Genomic DNA, 18840 nt, shown 5'->3' on the forward strand with positions numbered 1-18840 from the left:
CGTTCGTGCCACAGATCTATCGTGTCGCCCGGACACGCCGCGAACTCGCCGACACCACAACGCTCGAGTTCGTACCGCTCGCCGGGAAGCGACCCGCTTTTGTGCCGGGGCAGTTCAACATGCTCTACGTGTTCGGTGTTGGCGAAGCGGCGATCAGCATGAGCGGCGACCGGAGCGACGACCGGTCTTTCGTGCACACTGTTCGCAACGTCGGTGCTGTCAGTGCGGCGCTCGCGAAGCTGGAAGGGGGCGCGACGGTCGGGCTGCGCGGCCCGTTTGGAACCGGCTGGCCGGTCGCCGCCGCCGAGGGCTCGGATATCGTCATCGTAGCCGGCGGCCTTGGCCTCGCGCCGCTGCGCCCGGCCATCTACGACGTGCTGGCCAACCGGAGCCGCTATGGACGCGTGATCATTCTGTTCGGAAGCCGCAATCCGAAGGAATTGCTTTACCGCCGCGAACTGGAACAGTGGCGACAGCGGCTGGATGTCCAGATCGAGGTCACCGTCGATCACGCCGACGCGGGGTGGCGTGGCCACGTCGGCGTCGTGCCGGCACTGGTAGCGCGTGCGGCCTTCGATCCGCGCGAGACCTTTGCGCTGGTCTGCGGGCCCGAGATCATGATGCGCTTCACGGCCAATGCGCTGCGCGTTGCCGGCGTTTCGCCCGAGCGTATCTATCTGTCGATGGAGCGCAACATGAAATGCGCGATTGGCCTGTGCGGGCACTGTCAGTTCGGCCCTGCATTCATCTGCAAGGACGGGCCGGTGATGCGCTTCGATACGATTGCGGGCATCTTCGCGGTCCCGGAGATCTGAAATGACAGCGCCTGCAACGAACCCGCGCAAGCGGCCGCGCCTCGCGGTCTGGAAGTTCGCTTCCTGCGACGGATGCCAGCTTTCGCTGCTGGATTGCGAGGACGAACTCCTTGCGCTTGCCGATGCCATCGAGATCGCCAACTTCCCGGAAGCGTCCAGCACCATCGGGACCGGGCCTTACGACCTCTCGCTGGTTGAAGGATCGATCACCACACCGCACGACGCAGAGCGCATTCAGGCGGTGCGGCGTCAGTCGAAACATCTCGTGACGATCGGCGCCTGTGCGACCGCCGGCGGGATCCAGGCGTTGCGCAATTTTGCGGACGCACGCGAGTTCGTGGCCGCGGTCTACGCGTCACCGGAATACATCACGACGCTCTCGACCTCGACACCGATCTCCTCACACGTGCCGGTCGACTACGAGCTGCGTGGCTGCCCGATCAACAAGATGCAGCTCATCGAGGTCATCTCGGCATTTCTCGCCGGCCGCAAGCCGGCGATCGCGAGTCACAGTGTCTGCGTGGAATGCAAGCAGCGCGGCACGGTGTGCGTAATGGTGCAGGGCACGCCCTGTCTCGGGCCGGTGACGCATGCCGGGTGCGGTGCGATCTGTCCGGCTTTCCGGCGCGGCTGCTACGGTTGCTATGGCCCGATGGAGACGCCGAACATGGGTGCGTTGACACGCGAATGGCAGGCGCTCGGCGCGAGACCGCTGGATATCCGCCGCGTGTTGCGCACCTTCAACGCGATGGCACCCGAGTTTCTCAAGGAGAGCGAGGCTCATGGCGACGAAGACGATCCGGGTTGACTACCTCACCCGCGTCGAGGGGGAGGGCGCGCTCGATCTGCATTTCAAGGACGGGCAGGTGATATCGGCGCAGCTCAATATCTTCGAGCCGCCGCGCCTGTTCGAAGCGTTGCTGCGCGGGCGCGGTTTTGCCGAAACACCCGACATCGTGGCCCGCATCTGCGGGATCTGCCCGATCGCCTACCAGATGAGTGCGGTCCATGCGCTCGAAAACGCCTTCGGCATCAAGGTCGACGGACAGCTACGCGTGTTGCGCCGGCTGATCTACTGCGGCGAATGGATCGAGAGCCATGCGCTGCACGTCGTGATGCTGCATGCACCAGACTTCCTGGGTTTCCCGGACGCGATCCAGATGGCTCGCGAGCACGGCGACGCAGTCCGCCGGGGCCTTGCCTTGAAGAAAGCCGGCAACGAATTGATGCGGCTGCTGGGCGGACGCGAGATTCATCCCGTCAACGTGAAGGTGGGCGGCTTCTACCGCGTGCCGGGCCGCGATGAGCTAGCGCCGGTCGCCGAAAGTCTCCAGCGCGCCCGCGACCATGCAGTGGATCTGGTCCGTTGGGTGGCGGGCTTCGATTTTCCGGCGTTCGAGCGCGACTACGAGTTCGTGGCGCTGCGGCACCCGGACGAATATCCGTTCAACGAGGGGCGGCTCGTCTCCACCCGTGGTATCGATATCGACATAAGCGACTTTGACACCGAATTCGAGGAGCGGCACGTTGCCCACTCGACTGCGCTGCATGCTGTGGTGAAGCAGCGCGGCGCGTATCTGGTCGGGCCGCTCGCCCGCTACGCCATCAATTTCGATCGTTTTCCCCAGCCGGTGCAGGCGCTGGCCCATGAAGCCGGGCTTGGCCCGGTCTGCCGGAACCCGTTTCGGAGCATCGTGGTGAGGGCGCTCGAACTGGTCTACGCGTGCGATGAGGCGCTGCGACTAATCGCGGCCTATGAGCCGCCGGAGTTCCCCGCTTTGCCGGCCGAGCCGCGCGCGGGCACGGGCTTTGGCTGTACCGAGGCGCCCCGCGGGATCTGCTGGCATCGATATCGCCTCGATGCAGACGGAGCGATCACGGAGGCGCGCATCGTGCCGCCGACCTCGCAGAACCAGCCGAGTATCGAGGCGGACCTGATGGCTGTCGCGACCGCCTCGCTGGATCAACCCGACGACGTGCTGCGGGATCGATGTGAACGCAGCATCCGCAATTACGATCCATGCATCTCGTGTTCCGCTCACTTCCTCAAACTTTCGGTGCAGCGGACATGACCCGAACCGTCGATCAGTGTGGCGCGCCACGCAAGGTGTTGGTGGTTGGCATGGGTAACCCCGATCGAGGCGATGACGGCGTCGGAGCACTCGTCGTGCGCAGCATCGCCGGACGGCTGCCGGCCGAGGTATCGCTCGTCGTACGCAGCGGCGATGCGCTGTCGCTGATCGAGGACTGGGCCGGTTTCGATGCGCTGGTGTGCGTGGATGCTGCCGCGCCCGAGGCGACGCCGGGCCGCATCCTCCGGATCGACCTCGCCTCGGAGCAACTGGTGCGGGAGATGTCGTTTGCGTCGAGCCATGCGTTCGGCGTGGCCGAGGCAATCGAACTTTCCCGCACGCTCGGGCTTGCGCCACGCGAGATGGTCGTCTATGCGATTGAAGGCGTCTGTTTCGACCGCGGCGCGCCGGTTACCCCGGAAGTCGCGGCCGCTGTCGATGAAGTGGCCGGGCGTGTGGTGACCGAGGTGGAGCGGCTTAGGCAACCCCTCAGGAAGACCGTTACGGAGATCGAACCTCATGCATGAATCAGGCATCGTCCGAAACCTGGTGCACCGGCTGGAGATTGCCGCACAGGAGAAGCGCGCCTTGCGAGTCAGCGGGGTCGACGTTTGGCTTGGTGCGCTCAGCCAGTTTTCGCCGGAACACTTCCGCGAGCATTTCACCGACGAAGCGCGCGGCACCCTGGCCGAGGGCGCCGCGCTGCGTATCGAGGTGTCGCAGGAAGTCCGCCATCCAGATGCACAGGACGTGATGATCACGGGCATCGAGTTCGACGTCCCGGACGGGGAAGGGTGACACGCCATGGACACGACGGGCGTCGATATCGCCGAAGCGGGGACGCGACTCCGGCTGCGGCTGGATGTCACCGGCGCGGTGCAGGGGGTGGGGTTTCGGCCCTTCGTTCATCGGCTTGCCGTCGGCGAGGGGCTGGGCGGCTTTGTACGCAACACAGGCGAGGGCGTGTCGCTCGAAGTCGAAGGCGCCCCACAGGCGCTTGAGCGCTTTCTGGCCAGACTCGACGCGGAAATCGCGCCGCCGGCGGCCATTCATCAGCGGCAAAGCTGCCGGCTTCCAGCCCAGGGCGAGCAAGGCTTCGTGATTGCCCCAAGCGCGACCGGCGGCCCACGCTCGGCCATGGTGTTGCCCGATCTTGCCGTCTGTCCTGAGTGCCTTGGCGAACTTTGCGACCCGAACGATCGCCGCTACCTGTATCCATTTACGACCTGTGTGCACTGCGGACCACGCTACAGTCTGATCGAGGCTGTGCCGTACGATCGCTCACGCACGGCCATGCGACACTTTCCGATGTGCGCGGGCTGTCGCAACGAGTACAGCGAACCGGCGTCGCGCCGTTTTCACGCAGAAACGAATGCCTGCCCCGAGTGTGGACCCCAACTCGCGCTATGGGATACGGCGGGCGCCGTGCTGGGCGAGCGGCATCAGGCCCTGCGGTCTGCGGCCGAAGCCGTGCGCCAGGGCCTGATCGTCGCTCTCAAAGGACTAGGGGGGTTCCAACTGATTGCCGATGCCCGCAGCGACACTGCGGTGCGCCGTCTGCGGGAGCGCAAGACGCGTCCGGCCAAGCCGTTTGCCGTCATGGTTCGGAGCCTGGCCGATGCGTCGATGGTCGCCGAGCTTTCCGAGCTCGAGCAACGGCTCCTCTGCTCGGCTGCGGCGCCGATCGTTCTGGTCAAGGCGCGAACGGACCTGCCTGGGATTGCACGAGGCATAGCGCCGGCCAACCCGTTGCTCGGGATCATGCTGCCCTGCACGCCGCTGCATGCCCTGTTGATGCTTGAGCTTGGCTTTCCCGTTGTGGCCACGAGCGGCAACCGGGGCGGCGAGCCGATCGTGACCGACGAGCGCGAAGCACTCGAACGGCTTGCGGGCATTGCCGATCTCTTCCTCGTGCACGACCGCCCGATCCTGCATCCGGTGGATGATTCCGTAGTACGGGTGATAGCGGGACGCGAGGCGGTGTTGAGGCGCGCGCGGGGCTACGCGCCGCTGTCGCTCGCCCTGCCGTTTTCGGCTGGCGCCGAGCCGGGACTCGCGCTCGGCGCGCACCAGAAGAGCACGATCGCGCTTGCCGTCGATGGACAGATCGTGCTCGGCCCTCATATCGGCGAGCTCGCCGCACCCGCAACGCGTGAGGCCTTTGCGCAGGCCGTCGAGGCTATGACGACGCTATACCACGTGCGCCCCCGGCATGTCGCGTGCGACCTCCATCCGGACTATTACAGCACCCGTTTTGCGGATGCATCGGGACTGCCGGTGCGACGCGTGCCGCATCATCTCGCGCACGTGCTGGCCGGCATGCTCGACAACGATCTCGCGGGCCCTGTGCTCGGTGTTGCATGGGACGGCGCCGGCTATGGTACGGACGGTTCGATCTGCGGCGGTGAGTTCCTGGCCGTCGACGCGACCCGGTACAGACGGGTTGCGCATCTGCTGCCGTTTCGCCTGGCCGGTGGGGAGGCCGCCATGCGCGAGCCGCGCCGTGCCGCGCTTGGCGCCCTCTATGCGACCTTTGGCGATGCCGCATTGGCGATGACGGACCAGAAGCCCGTCGCCGCTTTCGCCGCGAGAGAGCGACAGACGCTCGGCGTCATGCTGCGCCGCGGCGTCAACGCGCCTCTGACATCGAGCGCGGGTCGGCTCTTCGACGCGATTGCTGCACTGCTCGATCTCGTGCAGGTCGCCAGCTTCGAAGGCGAAGCAGGGATGGCGGTCGAGTTTGCCGCGCAGCGCGCGCTGAGGTCGGTATCGCTGGCGCCGCCGCGCCTGTGGGAAGACGCCAGCGGCCTCGTGCTCGACTGGCGTCCGATGCTGGCCGCCGTCGTGGCCGCGTGCCGCGATGGCGTCCCCACACCTTCAGTGGCGGCGGCGTTTCATGACGCCCTGGCCGAGGCCATCGTCTGCGTCGCCACCCGCGTTGGGCTCGAGCGCGTGCTGCTGAGCGGAGGTTGCTTCCAGAATGCGCGACTCGTCGAGCGGGCGGTTGAGCGGCTACGCGAGGCGGGCTTCGATCCGTACTGGCATCGCCGCATTCCGCCGAATGACGGCGGCATTGCCGTGGGCCAGGCCGCTTTCGCCGCCCGGCCGCTGAGCGGGGAGAAGATCTGATGTGTCTCGCCATTCCCGGACAGGTTCTGAGCATCGCAGGCGATGAGCCGCTGTTGCGGCAAGGACGGGTCGCCTTCGCCGGCATCGTCAAAGAGGTCTGCCTCGCCTACGTCCCCGAAGCGCAGCCTGGCGACTATGTGCTCGTCCACGCCGGTTTCGCCATCGCCGTGATCGACGAGGTGCAGGCCCTGAGAACGCTGGCTTACCTGGCCGGATTCGAGCGCGAGGATCTCAGATGAAATACGTCGACGAATTTCGCGACCCGGCCGTGACCCGCCGTTATGCCGACGCGATTGCTCGCATCACGACGCAGCCGTGGACCATCATGGAGATCTGCGGTGGTCAGACCCATTCGATCGTGCGGCACGGCATCGACCAGATGTTGCCTCGTGGCGTGAGTCTTCTGCATGGACCGGGCTGCCCCGTGTGCGTGACGCCCGCCAGCATCATTGACGCCGCGATCGCTATTGCAAGCCGGCCCGACGTAACCTTCTGCTCGTTCGGCGACATGCTGCGGGTGCCGGGCGAAACGGGCAGTCTGCTCGCCGCGAGGGCGCGCGGCGCCGACATCCGCATGGTCTATTCGCCGCTCGATGCGTTGACGATCGCGCGTCACAGACCGGAGCGCGAAGTCGTCTTCTTCGCGATCGGTTTCGAAACCACTGCGCCCGCCACCGCCATGGCTGTGTTGCAGGCGGAGCGCGAGGGGCTCGCGAATTTTTCGTTGCTGGTGTCTCACGTCCTTGTGCCGCCCGCTATCGACGCGCTTTTGAGCGACCCGGCCAACACCGTGCAAGGTTTCCTCGCCGCCGGCCATGTCTGCACGGTGATGGGATATTGGGAATACGAGCCGATCGCGCGCCGCTTCGGCATTCCGATCGTCGTGACCGGCTTCGAACCCGTCGATCTGGTGCAGGGCCTCTACCTGTGCATCCGGCAACTGGAAGAGGGCCGCGCCGAGGTTGAGAACCAGTATCTGCGCACCGTGCAGCGCAACGGCAACCGCCCCGCGCAGGACGTGCTCGGCCGCGTGTTTGCCATTCAGTCACAGCGGTGGCGCGGTATCGGCGAAATCGCCCGCAGCGGCTTTGGTCTCGCGCCCGCATACGCGCGCTACGATGCGCTGCAGCGCTTTCCGGATATCGCAGTGCCGCCTGAACGCTGCAGCGAATGCATCAGTGGCGAGGTGCTGCGCGGGTTGAAGAAGCCGGGGCAGTGCCCGGCTTTCGGCACCCGGTGCACACCGGAGCATCCGCTGGGCGCGACCATGGTGTCGTCCGAAGGCGCTTGCGCCGCCTACTATCGCTATCGCAGGCCACTGTCCGCCGATGCAGCGGGTGCGCTCGGCTGCAAGGGGGGCCTATGAGCGAAACTCCACGCTTCGTCGCGAACTGTCCGCTACCGGCGACGGGCGGCGACACCATTGAACTCGCCCATGGCGGTGGTGGCCTGCTGACCCAGCGGCTCATCGATGGGCTCTTTCGTCCCGCCTTCGCCGGATCGCCGGACGATCTCACGCATGACGGGGCCGTATTCGATATCGGCGGCGCCCAGCTTGCCTTCACGACCGATTCCTATGTGGTGCAGCCGCTGTTCTTTCCAGGCGGTGACATCGGCTCGCTTGCCGTCAACGGGACGGTGAACGATCTGGCCATGTGCGGCGCCGAACCGCGCTATCTGAGCGTCGGGTTGGTGCTCGAGGAGGGCTTTCCGATCGACGATCTGGGCCGCGTGGTGGTGTCCATGCGCGATGCGGCACGGGCGGCAGGTGTGCGCATCGTGACCGGCGATACGAAGGTGGTCGAGCGCGGCAAGTGCGACGGCCTCTATGTCAACACGTCTGGCGTCGGACTCGTTCTGGCGAGCTCTCCGGTTTCGCCCCGGCAAGTCAGGGCGGGAGATGCCGTGGTGCTGAGCGGCGACATCGGCCGCCATGGCATCGCCATCATGGCAGTACGCGAGGGGCTCGGATTCGAGACCACGATTGCAAGCGACTGCGCGCCGCTGGCGGCCTGCGTGCGGGCGCTGATCGACGGCGGAATCGAACTGCATTGCATGCGCGACCTGACGCGCGGCGGGCTCGCGACCGCATTGATCGAAATCGCCTTGGCGGGCAGGGTGGCGATCCGGCTCGATGAAGCGGCCATTCCTGTGTCGGATTCGGTCCGCGGCGCCTGCGAGATCCTGGGCCTCGATCCGCTTTATGTCGCGAACGAAGGGCGGTTTGTCGCGTTGATGGCGCCTGCCTGCGCGGAGCGGGCCGTCGCGATCCTGCGCCGCTTCTTTGGGGACGCGGCCATCATCGGCAGCGTCGAAACCTCCGCCCGGGCGGGCACAGTTGAACTGGGGACGATCGGCGGCGTGCGCGCACTCGACATGCTCACGGGGGAGCAGTTGCCGCGCATATGCTAGTCGCACAGAAGGGGTGGGGATTGGCGTGCAGGCTCTCTTCGGTCTTCCAGTAGTCGAGCTGCAGCCGCACGCCGCACATCTCGGGGCGTTGCAGGAACGACGCGTCTTCGTCGGCCTGCAGGCATGTCGGGCTTTCGAGAAGATGGCGCACACGTGGTGACAGCGTTCGACCGGCTGCGCGCGTGGGTGCCAGCTTACCGGGCATCGTCACGCGCGGCCATGCGGGCCGTAACGGCTTGCCTGTCGCGCGCTTGACGGCGCGGCAGCGCGCGAGGTTTTGCGCAGGGCGTGACATCAGCTCTGCGCTGGGCCGGAGATCGAACATGCCGCAGCGGCGGCCGCGGACCGGCCGTCGAGCGCGGACCTTTCCGCCAGCTCGACGCTTTGCTGATACACCGGCACCGTGCAAGGCCAACCAAGCGTGTCGGTGATTCGACGGCGCAACGCATCGGCGGCGGCGGGCTCACCGTGCGTAATGAACGTTTGCGCGGGCGCCGGCGATATCGCTGCGAGCCAGTTCAGCGTTTCGCTGTAGTCCGCATGCGCGGACAGGGACGAAATCGTCTCGACATGTGCGCGAATTCGCACGTACTCGCCGTGAATCTTTACCGCTGGCTCGTGTGCGGCAATGGCGGCGCCGCGTGTGCCCGCGGCCTGATAGCCGACCAGCGCGATCGTATTCCTGGGGTCCGGCGCATACAGGCGCAAATGATGGAGCACGCGACCGCCGGTGGCCATGCCGCTGCCAGCGATAATGACCATCGGACCATGATGCGCGGCGATCGCTCTGGATTGCTCGACCGTGCGCACCATGACTGCCGCCTTGTCGATCATGGCCGCCTGCGAAGCCGTCAGGCGGTGCTCGCTCAGATGGTGCCGGTACACCTCCGTGACGCCGGTGGCCATCGGGCTGTCCAGATAGACCGGCACGTTTGCCATGCGCCCGGTCTGCTTCAGATGCGCGATGTAATAAAGGATTTCCTGAGCACGTCCGACCGCAAAGCAGGGCATGACCACGACGCCGCCGCGCGCGAACGTCCGCTCGAATAGCGCGGCCAACTCCTGCTCGGGATCGGTCGTGGCATGCAGGCGGTCGCCGTAGGTCGACTCGACGACCAGATAGTCCGCGTACGCGAGCTTCATGGGGGCGCGCATGATCGGATCGTTCGGCCGGCCGATATCGCCTGAAAAAGCCAGCACCGTATGGCGCCAGCAGAGCACGACGCTGGCCGCGCCCAGGATATGTCCGGCAGGCAGAAAGCGGAAGCACAATTCGTCGTTCAGTGGGGTGGGGACATCGAATTCGCGCGGCACGATGAGCCGCAGCGCGCGCTGTGCGTCGTCGAGCGTGTAAAGCGGCAGAGCCGGCTTGTGCTTCGAGAAGCCATGACGGTTCGCGAAGTCGGCTTCCTCCTCCTGTAGACGCGCACTGTCGCGCAGCATGATGTCGCACAGGTCGGCCGTGCCGGGCGTGCAGTAGACGGAGCCGCGATAGCCGCTGCGCGCGAGCACGGGCAGGTAGCCGGTGTGATCGATATGCGCGTGCGTGAGGATCACGGCGTCGAGCGTGTCGACGGGCATGGGCAGCGGGCTCCAGTTGCGCAGGCGCAGGTTTTTCGTACCCTGAAACAGACCGCAATCGATCAGAATCCGCAAGCCGGCGGCTTCGAGCAGATATTTCGAGCCGGTGACGGTTTCCGCGCCACCCAGAAAAGTCAGTTTCATCATGCCCTCGCGCGGAACCCGCCCATGGCGGGGATAAATGCCATTGCACTGCATTGGCCTGGCGCAGCTTTGACATGGATCATCGAATGCGGCCGGGCGGTTCGGCTTTCGCTTCACTATCGCATTCGATCGCGCGCCAGAATTCGCATAACTGGGGATGAACAGCGTCGTGCCAGCGTGGGCCCGTGAAAAGATCGTAATGGTCGCACTGGCCGATGGTCGCGCGCCGATGCCGTGGCGCGTCCGGCGCATGACATAGCGCGTGCGCGCAATGAGTCTGATCCGCGCCGGTGATGTTGTCGCGGTCTCCCTCGATCGTGCAAAGCGGGACTTGCCCAAGCGCGCCGGTATTCCAGGCCGACCTGACGCGCAGGGTGCGCGACCAGGATGGCAGCCTGCTGGATGAAGCCCGGATAGATCCGGCGTCCGGACGCAGACGTTGAGCGCGCTTTCGGCGAACGCCCTGGCGAGGCGCCGTTGTGTATCGAGCAGGCCGTACCACATAGGTTGCCTCTTCGGATCAGGCATGCTGCCAACGGAACCCTGCCGGCCGCCCGATAACCGCTGCGCGCCACGCCGCTTCAATCCGCGAGCGAATTCAGTGTCGTTGCCAGCGCGCCTACTGTTTGAGCCAGGATCGGCAATTCGTCCTCGTTCAATTTCAGTGCGTCGCTCAGTGAGCGATGATTGATCCAGCCCCGTACGACGCATCCGAGTCCGGCTGAAGCGCAATACAGCGAAACGTTCTGTGCCATCGCGCCCGCCGCGACGGCGGAAAAAATATCGCGCTGCTGAGGCGGCATCGTCAGCAGGCGCGACATGTTGACGACATACACGAGATCGAGCGGTGCGTCGCCGACAAAATCCTGGTATCCCGTCATATTGCGCGCGTCGCTCTCGCGTTTGAGTACGAGCCGATGGTTTGGCGCGTCATAGCGATAGACTCCGTTCGGCAGCACCGCATAAAGGTCGATTTCATTGAAGGCATGGGCCGACGGCGCCGTGCGGCCGCCTGTCGCCGGACGGTTGACGCCGTCCGCCGCCCATAGCAGCGCACCAAGCGTCGCGGGCATCAAGAGTGTGTCGGAAAATTCGCGGGTGCTGGCGCGCAGCGCGAGCGCTTTCATCAGCGGCACGCCGCCGGCCATGTCAGGCTTGGGCAGCGTGATCACGGCAGGCGTTTCGCCGCGGGTACGAGAGGGGGCGCGTCCGGGCGCCGGTTCATAGGACAGCAGTTGCATACCAGTCATGATCGACTCCGTTCAAGGTCAGCGCCGGTGCATGCGCAGGTGAACCGCGCACGCGTTTTCACCATAGCCGCGCTGAACGCCTGTGTTTTGATGCGTGTCAACGGAGCCTTCTCGCCGCGTATGAATCGTATGGCGCTCATGGTTGCCCGGTTCTCGTTGATGCAAATCAACCCGCATCGCAGCCGCGTACGTAGTCTCACTGCTGGTAGCAGGGATGCCCGACAGTTGTTCAACGTGCGTCCGCGGTGCCCGGCACGCCGACCAGACGCAGTCGCAACCGGTTGAGCGCTGCTGCGCTTCGATGGCGAAGGGACGTGCCCCGCGCCCGCTCCGGCTCGCATGGCGGCTAGCGCCATTGAGCGCGGATTCGGCCATCAGGCGCGGCATTCATACACGATGACCTCGACAAGGATGAGCGAACGTGAGCGTAGACGATCCGACTGAATTCCCCGATGCGCCGCAAGCTATGAAGCGCTCTCCATCTCAGACGACTACCCTGGCCGGTGCCAACCAACTGTCCGGGGCGCGGGACGGCCATGGCGCGCCCGTGCCTGCACTTTCGCGCAACGAACTGGACCTGGCCGCTGCGCGACGGCACTTATCAGGCCGTCACGGTGATCGGACTCGACGACGCCAGCCTGTTCGGCCGGCCGATCATGAAGCAGGGCAAGATCGAAGACATCTATGCCGAGAACGGCTTCATCGCGATCGACGACGCCGAGTTAGTGAAGCTGAAGAACCCCACGCTCGGCACGGATTTCGAGCTGAACGATCATCGCGGCGTGGTGGTCGGCATCGCGACTGTCGCGAGCAGCGGCCTGTTCGGCACACCCACGCTCTACACCACTTACAAGCGCGCTACCACCTACATCCCCACGACCCGCTACACCACCTCGTACATCCTCGTCGAGCCGAAGTCGCCAGCCGATATCGCGCATATCAAGCAAGTGGTGAAATCGCTCGGCTACGTCGCATACACGAAAGCCGAGTTCATGGCGCGCATCGCGTGGCTACAGGGCGTGGCGCAACGGCTGCAGGATACGGTCGCGTTATATGCGGCGCTGGGTGGGGGATGGGAGAGCGGGCAATGACCGGGCAAGTTTTCGAGTGAGAGTTCGCGGGCATGGCGCCGGGAGGGCGATGCGTGGAGGGCGCGGGATCGAGGCCCGCGCAGCGTGCGCCTCAGACGTTGCTCGCCTTAGGTGCGGAAGCCGTCGACGCCGGCGCGTCACCCGGCTGGTCCCGCTCGCAACGCTCGAGCCGCAACGCGCCCCAGCCGAGCGGAGCAAACACGCGGCCGCCAGCAAGCTCGACCTGCTCGACAAACGATTCGAGCGTCACGCCAGCCATGATGTGAATCGGCGCGTTGCTGATGAGATCCTGCGTGCGCAGCCACGGAGCGTCGCCCCGATTGATCTCGATGACGCTGCGCGTCTTGCCGTCGTAGCCCGCATCGGGCGGATACAAGGGACCGTCGAAGGCGACCGTCAGAATCTGCTGCGGCATGTCATCGTAGGGGACGCCGGCATGTTGTTCATACGGCACCTGTTCCCAGCCGTCGCCCCATTGCTGATCGAGTGGCACACGCGTGAAATAGGCCCACGGGGCGCGCACGAAACAGAGTCCATACGCGTGCCGTACGCCGTCCAGATCCGCGGTCAATCCCATGAGCGCACCTCGTTGTCGTGACGGTTCAAATAAGGTTCAGGCAGTGTCGTCGTCCGCGAAAATGCCATTTTCAGGCTCCGCGCCCTCGTGGTCGACACATTGAATGTGCCAGTGGCCGCTCATCAGCGTCCTGCCTGCATTGGCGCACCATTGCGCACGCCCGGCCTCACCTTCGAACGGGCCGCCGGACACGTTCAGATCAAGCCCCTCAAGCACACAGCAGGGCACCGAATCGTGCGGGCCGCACACGAGTGTATTGCCGCAGTCGACTTGCAGCGTGCCCCATTCGGGCAGTTCGAGGCCCAGGTGCCCCTCGCGCGACCATTGACGCGTTTCGTTGTCGAGCCACAGGATGGCGAATGCCATCCGATTGACACGGTCGAATGTGTCGAGGTGGATGGTCAGGCGCATGATTTTCTCCATCTGTACCAAGTGCGTCCGCAGTAAGCGGCTAGTCGGTTCGTTGCTGTTCATTGACTCAGGACCCACTGGATCAGCGTGTGGGCGTCTTCGGGCGTAAGCGGTCCACCGCGATCTGGCGGCAGCGGCATGGCCATGTCGCCCCAATGCGCCTTGCCGCCAACCCGCAGTTTGTGTTCGAGCATCACCTGCGCATTCGGCTGGTTGCGATAACGTTCCGCGATCTGCTGGAACGAAGGGGCGAGAAACGGCGCGTCGCGGGTATGGCAGAACATGCAATGCTGTTGATCGACGAGGGCGGTCGGCTCGGACTGCGCGAACGCCGCGCCGCTTGCTGTCAGCAGGAGCCCGACTACATGTGCGGCCAGGTACGGCGGAAACATGGCTTTCACGAGACACACTCCACGAAAGGTTGCAGGCTCAGTCTACGTTTGACGACGCGGTTGCAATTGACTCACGTCAAGCCGACGTTTGCCCGCGCTCCATCGAGCGTTTGCGTGAGTCATCAGGCGTCGCCGGCGCCATCGGATAAATCAAAGTGGCCCACCGTTTGAGCGAGCACCGGAACGCTGTCGCGCGGCAGGCGCATTTCGACGCTCAGCGCACTGCGGTTGAGCCAGCCGCGCGCCGCGACAGCGAGTCCTGCGGCCGCGCAGAAGAGATAGACGTTCTGCACCATCGCGCCGGCGCTCGCCGACGCAAAAGGTTTGCGCTGCGACGGTGCGATGTCGTGCATGCGTGCAAGATCGGCGACGTACACCAGAATCGTGTCGTCCAGCAAGTCGGCAGCGAAGCGGCGCGTTAGATGTTTCATGAACACGTCGTCCTCGTGCAAGCCGGAACTGCAAACGGCACACCGTCATCGTGTACCTCCGCGGCATTTAATGATTGACTCAAATCAACCGGCTTTCGCGAACATGGGGCTGTTCGAGGCCTGCCGTCAGGTGATGTCACCCGCTTGATCCGAGTCAGCCAGGATCGCCACCAAAAAATTGGCGACGTTTCAAGCGGGTCTATTCTGAACACATCGGAGCGTCGAGCGTGGCCGCACTCTGGTTATCCGCGCCGCTTCCGTCGGCTTTGTTCAAGCCACGAACTTTCACTCTCACAGGTACCGGCCATGCATATCCATTTCCCGCAGGAACGTCCCGAGTACTGCGCGCGCGATCTCGTCGTCGCCTTTCCGGCGGAGGTCGACGGTGAGCGCGTGCAGTGCGCCATTACCGCGGAGGCGCTGGAAGACCACTTCGGCGCGCCGTCGTTGCGTGAAGACGATCTGATCGAAGCGTTCGATACACACCGGCTGCCCATCGAGGCCGCCGCGCGAAATTTGCTGAAAGAAGTGGGCGCGAAGCCGGTCATGATGCACAGCGGCTACTTTCGCTTCCGCGATTGAAGCCGCGCGGCCGGGCCGCTGATCGGCCCTTTGACTGCGCCGCGCTACGACACCACTTCGGCAAGTGGGCGCCGCGACGAATGCCGCACGGCGCCGCCACGGCCAACCCCGATCAGCAGTTGCGGGACGGCGTCCAGATTGAGCGCGGCGCGCAGGCGCTCGCGCAGCGAAGCCGCTTCGATCGGTTGATTCAGGTAGGAAGCCGTCATGCCTTCGGAGGCGGCGGTGAGCAGCACCCGTTCGAGCGCCTGCCCGGCCGCGAGCCATGCGGCCGCGTCAGCCGTGCCGGTGCCGATGCACAGCAGCAATGGGCGAGCCGGCGACGAGTGTCTGATGCGCTGCGGCGGGCTTGACTCCGATCAAACGGCGGCGAGCGTGCGCGGCTAGACGCGGGCGAGACCTTCCCTGTCGAGAATCCTGATCTGCTTGCCGTGGGTGTCGAGCAGGCCGTCCCTCTGAAACTTCGATAGCATGCGGCTGACGGTTTCGAGTTTCATCCCGAGGTAGCTGCCGATCTCTTCCCGCGTCATGCGCAGATGAAATTCCGCCTGCGAATAACCGCGCGACTTGAGCTTGCCCGACAGGTTCAGCAGGAACGTCGCGACCCGCTGGTCCGCGGACATCGTGCCGAGCAGCATCATCAGCGTCGCCTCGCGCACGATCTCGCCGCCCATCAACCTGTGCACATGCTGCTGCAATGCCTTGACGTCGCGGCACATGGCTTCGAGCAAATGGAACGGGATGATGCAGACCTTGCTGTCCTCGATGGCGAGCCCATCGCAGCTATGCTTGCCTGAACCGATGCCGTCGAGACCCAGCACATCGCCCGCAAGATGAAACCCGGTGACCTGTTCACGGCCGTCGCGATGCATCACGACGGTCTTGAACGAGCCCGCGCGAACTGCGTAGATGCTCTGGAACGAATCGCCTGCGCGAAACAGGGATTCGCCATTTTTGATCGTGCGCGAAGGGCAGATCAGCGCGTCGACCCGTTCGGTCTCTGTCGCCGTCAGACCTTCCGGCAAGCAGGAAGCACGCATCGCGCAACTCGGGCAGTTGGCGCCGCCGTGCTTCGGCCGGGCCGGTGCGAATCCGGGATCTTTCAGCGCGTGCAGCGGAATCTGCGCGATGGTCCGGGTCTGGGAATATTCGGCAACGTCAGACATGATGGGCTCCGAGATGGTAGAGACCGCGCGCGCAATGCTCGTGGGCAATTCGCTCGATGGTGTTGCATGCAAGATCGAATTCACTGGTCTTGTCGAAGAAGTACTGCGCGCCGTTGGCGACGCACGCCTGCCTGAACCACGTGCCCGAATGATTCGTGAGTACGATCGTGATCACGGTGGACATGCTCTGCGCGAGGTTGCGCAGCAGGTCGATGCCGCTGCCGCCGCTCAGATGTAAATCCATCACCACGACGTCGGCTGCCGTCGCGCCGATGCCGTCCAGTGCCGCACCGGGTTCCTCCGCTTCACCGACGATCTCGACGCCTTCGATCGCACCGAAACGCGCGGCGATCCGTTTCCTGATCGAAATCGCGTCGTCCACGAGGAACACGCGTACGGCCGGGTGTGACGGGCTTGTGTTCATGGCTCGAAGTATCGGCCGCGTCATCTCAAAATAAAATCAGCGGGGAACGAGCTTCGGGTAGGCGAGCGGGAAGTGTTGTAGGAAATTTCCTACACACACTCTGTGACGGCAAAGCAGCCGCGCGAGGAGCCACGGATGTGACGGGGGTCACGACGGAGCGGACCCAGTGACAGCGGCGCCGTGACGGCGCTAGATTTCGTCGTCTTCCCCGAGCAGCTTGTGGCGCAGCGCGTAGCGCACCAGCGCGGCTTCGTGCGGCATCTGCATTTTCTCGAGAATGCGGGTTTTATAGGTGCTTACCGTCTTGCTGCTGACACATAATTCGGTGGCAATTTCCGTGAGGGTTTGTCCTGCGGCGATGCGCCGGAAAACGTCGAATTCGCGATCCGACAGGCGCTGGTGGGGCAGTGTGTCGGCGGGCTCGTTCAGGCTTTGCGCGAAGCGCTCGGCCATCGCGAGACTGACATAGACGCCGCCGGAGGCGACCTTGCTCACCGCCGAGACCAGTTCCGCGCTCGCGCTCTCCTTGGTGAGATAGCCCGATGCACCGGCTTTGAAAGCACGCACGGCGTACTGTTGCTCCGCATGCATGGTGAGTACGAGAATGCGCAGGGCCGGCATCTCGTCCTTGATCTGCTTGATCAACTCGACGCCGTTGCGCCCCGGCATCGACAGATCCAGCACCAGCACATCGGCTGGGTGCGAGCGAACCAGAGCAATCGTACTGACGCTGTCGCTGGCTTCTCCGGCCACTTCGAAGCCGTTTGTGTTTTGCAAAATATGTCGCAGGCCATCGCGCACGAGCGCGTGATCGTCGGCTATCAGCACGCGAATCATGTTAGCGTCTCCTGCTGTTGCACGGCCGCGGCCGGGAACGTGACGGTCAGTGAAAAGCCCTTGCCGCTGGACGTCTGTATTTCGACGGTGCCGCCTAGCATATGCGCACGTTCGCGGATCCCGAGCAGCCCGAACGATTTTTCGGCGCGCGCGTCCGAACGGCCCACACCATGACCGTTGTCCGCCACTCGCACAATGCAGGCGTCCTCTTCGCGGCGCACCGTCAGCGTGACGAGCGTGGCTTGCGCGTGGCGGGTGACGTTGGTGAGCGCCTCCTGCACGATGCGGAATAGTGTGGTTGCGCCTGCCGGCGTAAAGGGTGTGTCGCCGACTTCGATGTCACGTTTCACCTCGATGCCGTAGCGGTTCGTAAAGTCGTTGGCGAGCCATTCGATGGCCGGGATCAGGCCGAGATCGTCGAGCATGACCGGGCGCAGGTCGGCCGCGATCCGGCGCACCGACGCGACCGTCGCGTCGATCAGCCGTCGCATGTCGCTGAGTTGCCGCAGAATCCCGGACTCGGCGGTGGCTTCGAGCGCCTGTTCGACCGATGAAAGGTCCATTTTCAGTGCGGTCAACTGCTGGCCGAGGTCGTCGTGCAATTCGCGGGCAATACGGGTTTTTTCGTCCTCGCGAACCATCTGCAGATTGGCCGACAGTTCGCGCAATTCCTCGCGCGATTTGCGCTGCGCGTTCTCCGCTTTGACCCGTTCCGTGATGTCGCGCAGCATGACTGTGTACAGCTTGCTGTCACCGTCGGCCACCTGGGAAATCGACGCTTCGATCGGAAATTCTTCGCCGTTGCTGCGCAGCCCGAATAGCACGCGCTGCTGTTTGCCCATCTGGCGGTCGGCCACGCCCGTGACGCCGAACTGGTCGACATGCCGCTCGTGCGCCGCGCGAAAACGTTCCGGAATGAAGCGCGACAGCGAAGCGCCGAGCGCGTCCGCCGCGCTGCAGCCGAATACCTGTTCGGCCATCGGGTTGAAGATGACAATCTTCTGTCGTTCATCGACGGTGATGATGCCTTCCATCGACGAGCGGATGATCGCCATCATGCGTGCCTCGTTGACGCTCGACTGGCTTCGCGCCTCGCTAGTCAAGGTCGAGACGCCGCGTGCGCGGGCAAGCAGAAAGGCCACGACGGCGAACAGACAGGCAGCGGCGATGCATGCCGTCAGCAAGCTGTTTTCCCGGAGCGGGGCTTCGCGCAGCGACCATTGCGCCAGCCAGCGCCAGATGCCGAGCGCCAGTGTGAGCCCGACCACGAAGGCGAGCGCGCCGACGAGCACAGGGTGTCGTACATAGGTCGCGACTCGCGACCGCGAGGACGGCCCGGGCGCGAAGGGCGTTTTGTCGCGAAGGGGCATGCGCGCCTCGATGGATAACGGATAACTCACGACGCCGGCCGACGGCAGCCTTTGCGATGGGCGACAGACCATGCTGCGCTGTTTATTTTGCGCGATTCGCACGGATCATGCCAGTAGCTGCAGGCGATGACGCGAAGCGCAGTGCCTGAAAGAGGG

The 18840-nt window shown here is 64.6% G+C and carries 20 protein-coding genes and 4 pseudogenes; 11 read left to right on the forward strand and 13 right to left on the reverse strand.

Translation table 11 applies throughout. From position 1 onward, the window contains the following. Positions 1-5: 5 nt before the first annotated feature. Genes OKW38_RS09315 through hypE form a run of 9 tightly spaced genes read left to right on the forward strand, consistent with a single transcriptional unit; the run spans position 6 to position 8428 of the window. A complete protein-coding gene (locus tag OKW38_RS09315; RefSeq protein ID WP_429361141.1) occupies positions 6-815 on the forward strand; it encodes an FAD/NAD(P)-binding protein in 810 nt (269 codons plus the stop codon). A gap of 1 nt (position 816) precedes the next feature. Beyond that, positions 817-1623 carry an oxidoreductase gene (locus OKW38_RS09320; RefSeq protein WP_429361143.1) on the forward strand — a complete coding sequence of 269 codons (807 nt, stop codon included), beginning with the start codon at positions 817-819 and terminating at the stop codon, positions 1621-1623. Continuing rightward, positions 1598-2887, forward strand: coding sequence for a Ni/Fe hydrogenase subunit alpha (locus OKW38_RS09325; RefSeq protein WP_429361145.1), 1290 nt, complete (start codon positions 1598-1600; stop codon positions 2885-2887). Before OKW38_RS09320 ends, OKW38_RS09325 begins: the two co-directional genes overlap by 26 nt. Further along, positions 2884-3414 (forward strand): hydrogenase maturation protease, encoded by a 531-nt coding sequence (locus OKW38_RS09330; RefSeq protein WP_429361146.1) that lies wholly within the window; start codon positions 2884-2886, stop codon positions 3412-3414. Before OKW38_RS09325 ends, OKW38_RS09330 begins: the two co-directional genes overlap by 4 nt. After that, positions 3407-3685, forward strand: a complete 279-nt coding sequence (locus OKW38_RS09335; protein WP_429361148.1) for a hydrogenase/urease maturation nickel metallochaperone HypA — start codon at positions 3407-3409, stop codon at positions 3683-3685. The genes OKW38_RS09330 and OKW38_RS09335 overlap by 8 nt, the downstream gene beginning before the upstream one ends. 6 nt (positions 3686-3691) lie before the next feature. Continuing rightward, positions 3692-6016, forward strand: coding sequence for a carbamoyltransferase HypF (hypF, locus tag OKW38_RS09340; protein ID WP_429361150.1), 2325 nt, complete (start codon positions 3692-3694; stop codon positions 6014-6016). Next, on the forward strand, positions 6016-6255 hold the full coding sequence (locus OKW38_RS09345; RefSeq protein ID WP_429361152.1) for a HypC/HybG/HupF family hydrogenase formation chaperone: 240 nt from the start codon (positions 6016-6018) through the stop codon (positions 6253-6255). Before hypF ends, OKW38_RS09345 begins: the two co-directional genes overlap by 1 nt. After that, positions 6252-7382, forward strand: a complete 1131-nt coding sequence (hypD, locus tag OKW38_RS09350) for a hydrogenase formation protein HypD (protein ID WP_429361154.1) — start codon at positions 6252-6254, stop codon at positions 7380-7382. Before OKW38_RS09345 ends, hypD begins: the two co-directional genes overlap by 4 nt. Next, positions 7379-8428 (forward strand): hydrogenase expression/formation protein HypE, encoded by a 1050-nt coding sequence (gene hypE, locus OKW38_RS09355; protein ID WP_429361156.1) that lies wholly within the window; start codon positions 7379-7381, stop codon positions 8426-8428. Before hypD ends, hypE begins: the two co-directional genes overlap by 4 nt. Positions 8429-8456: 28 nt before the next feature. Here the strand turns inward: hypE and OKW38_RS09360 are convergent. The 4 genes and pseudogenes from OKW38_RS09360 to OKW38_RS09375 all read right to left on the reverse strand — a co-directional run. After that, positions 8457-8633, reverse strand: a pseudogene (locus OKW38_RS09360) (cytochrome D ubiquinol oxidase subunit II); the annotation flags it as partial. Between the two features lie 89 nt (positions 8634-8722). Continuing rightward, a complete protein-coding gene (locus OKW38_RS09365; protein WP_429361158.1) occupies positions 8723-10153 on the reverse strand; it encodes an MBL fold metallo-hydrolase RNA specificity domain-containing protein in 1431 nt (476 codons plus the stop codon). Between the two features lie 79 nt (positions 10154-10232). Beyond that, positions 10233-10590 (reverse strand): annotated as a pseudogene (locus tag OKW38_RS09370) (hypothetical protein); the annotation flags it as partial. A 144-nt stretch (positions 10591-10734) separates the two neighbouring features. Further along, positions 10735-11403, reverse strand: coding sequence for a SagB/ThcOx family dehydrogenase (locus OKW38_RS09375; RefSeq protein ID WP_429361160.1), 669 nt, complete (start codon positions 11401-11403; stop codon positions 10735-10737). A gap of 584 nt (positions 11404-11987) precedes the next feature. On the opposite strand from OKW38_RS09375, the pseudogene OKW38_RS09380 reads away from it, so the two are divergent. After that, positions 11988-12410, forward strand: a pseudogene (locus tag OKW38_RS09380) (ABC transporter permease); the annotation flags it as partial. Positions 12411-12585: 175 nt separating this feature from the next. On the opposite strand, the gene OKW38_RS09385 reads toward OKW38_RS09380, so the two are convergent. The 4 genes and pseudogenes from OKW38_RS09385 to OKW38_RS09400 all read right to left on the reverse strand — a co-directional run. Next, a complete protein-coding gene (locus OKW38_RS09385; protein ID WP_429361162.1) occupies positions 12586-13071 on the reverse strand; it encodes a hypothetical protein in 486 nt (161 codons plus the stop codon). 36 nt (positions 13072-13107) lie between these two features. Then, positions 13108-13482, reverse strand: coding sequence for a DUF3564 domain-containing protein (locus OKW38_RS09390; protein WP_090805779.1), 375 nt, complete (start codon positions 13480-13482; stop codon positions 13108-13110). A gap of 59 nt (positions 13483-13541) precedes the next feature. Then, on the reverse strand, positions 13542-13874 hold the full coding sequence (locus OKW38_RS09395; protein ID WP_429363709.1) for a c-type cytochrome: 333 nt from the start codon (positions 13872-13874) through the stop codon (positions 13542-13544). Positions 13875-13996: 122 nt separating this feature from the next. After that, positions 13997-14254: pseudogene (locus OKW38_RS09400) on the reverse strand (nitroreductase family protein); the annotation flags it as partial. A 357-nt stretch (positions 14255-14611) separates the two neighbouring features. Here OKW38_RS09400 and OKW38_RS09405 point away from each other — a divergent pair. Further along, a complete protein-coding gene (locus OKW38_RS09405; protein WP_090804945.1) occupies positions 14612-14887 on the forward strand; it encodes a DUF1488 domain-containing protein in 276 nt (91 codons plus the stop codon). A gap of 44 nt (positions 14888-14931) precedes the next feature. On the opposite strand, the gene OKW38_RS09410 is transcribed toward OKW38_RS09405, so the two are convergent. The 5 genes from OKW38_RS09410 to OKW38_RS09430 all read right to left on the reverse strand — a co-directional run bounded on the left by OKW38_RS09410 (position 14932) and on the right by OKW38_RS09430 (position 18684). Continuing rightward, complete coding sequence (locus OKW38_RS09410) at positions 14932-15195, reverse strand: nitroreductase family protein (RefSeq protein WP_429361164.1); 264 nt, start codon at positions 15193-15195, stop codon at positions 14932-14934. 75 nt (positions 15196-15270) lie between these two features. Then, positions 15271-16053: a helix-turn-helix domain-containing protein gene (locus OKW38_RS09415; RefSeq protein WP_429361166.1), complete on the reverse strand. Its 783-nt coding sequence runs from the start codon at positions 16051-16053 to the stop codon at positions 15271-15273. Continuing rightward, positions 16046-16477 carry a response regulator gene (locus OKW38_RS09420; protein ID WP_429361167.1) on the reverse strand — a complete coding sequence of 144 codons (432 nt, stop codon included), beginning with the start codon at positions 16475-16477 and terminating at the stop codon, positions 16046-16048. Before OKW38_RS09420 ends, OKW38_RS09415 begins: the two co-directional genes overlap by 8 nt. A 189-nt stretch (positions 16478-16666) precedes the next feature. Further along, a complete protein-coding gene (locus tag OKW38_RS09425) occupies positions 16667-17314 on the reverse strand; it encodes a response regulator (RefSeq protein WP_090804939.1) in 648 nt (215 codons plus the stop codon). Next, positions 17311-18684: a PAS domain-containing sensor histidine kinase gene (locus OKW38_RS09430; protein ID WP_429361169.1), complete on the reverse strand. Its 1374-nt coding sequence runs from the start codon at positions 18682-18684 to the stop codon at positions 17311-17313. Before OKW38_RS09430 ends, OKW38_RS09425 begins: the two co-directional genes overlap by 4 nt. Positions 18685-18840: the final 156 nt, after the last annotated feature.

It is taken from the genome of Paraburkholderia sp. MM5496-R1 (assembly GCF_050436205.1).
GTDB lineage: Bacteria > Pseudomonadota > Gammaproteobacteria > Burkholderiales > Burkholderiaceae > Paraburkholderia > Paraburkholderia tuberum.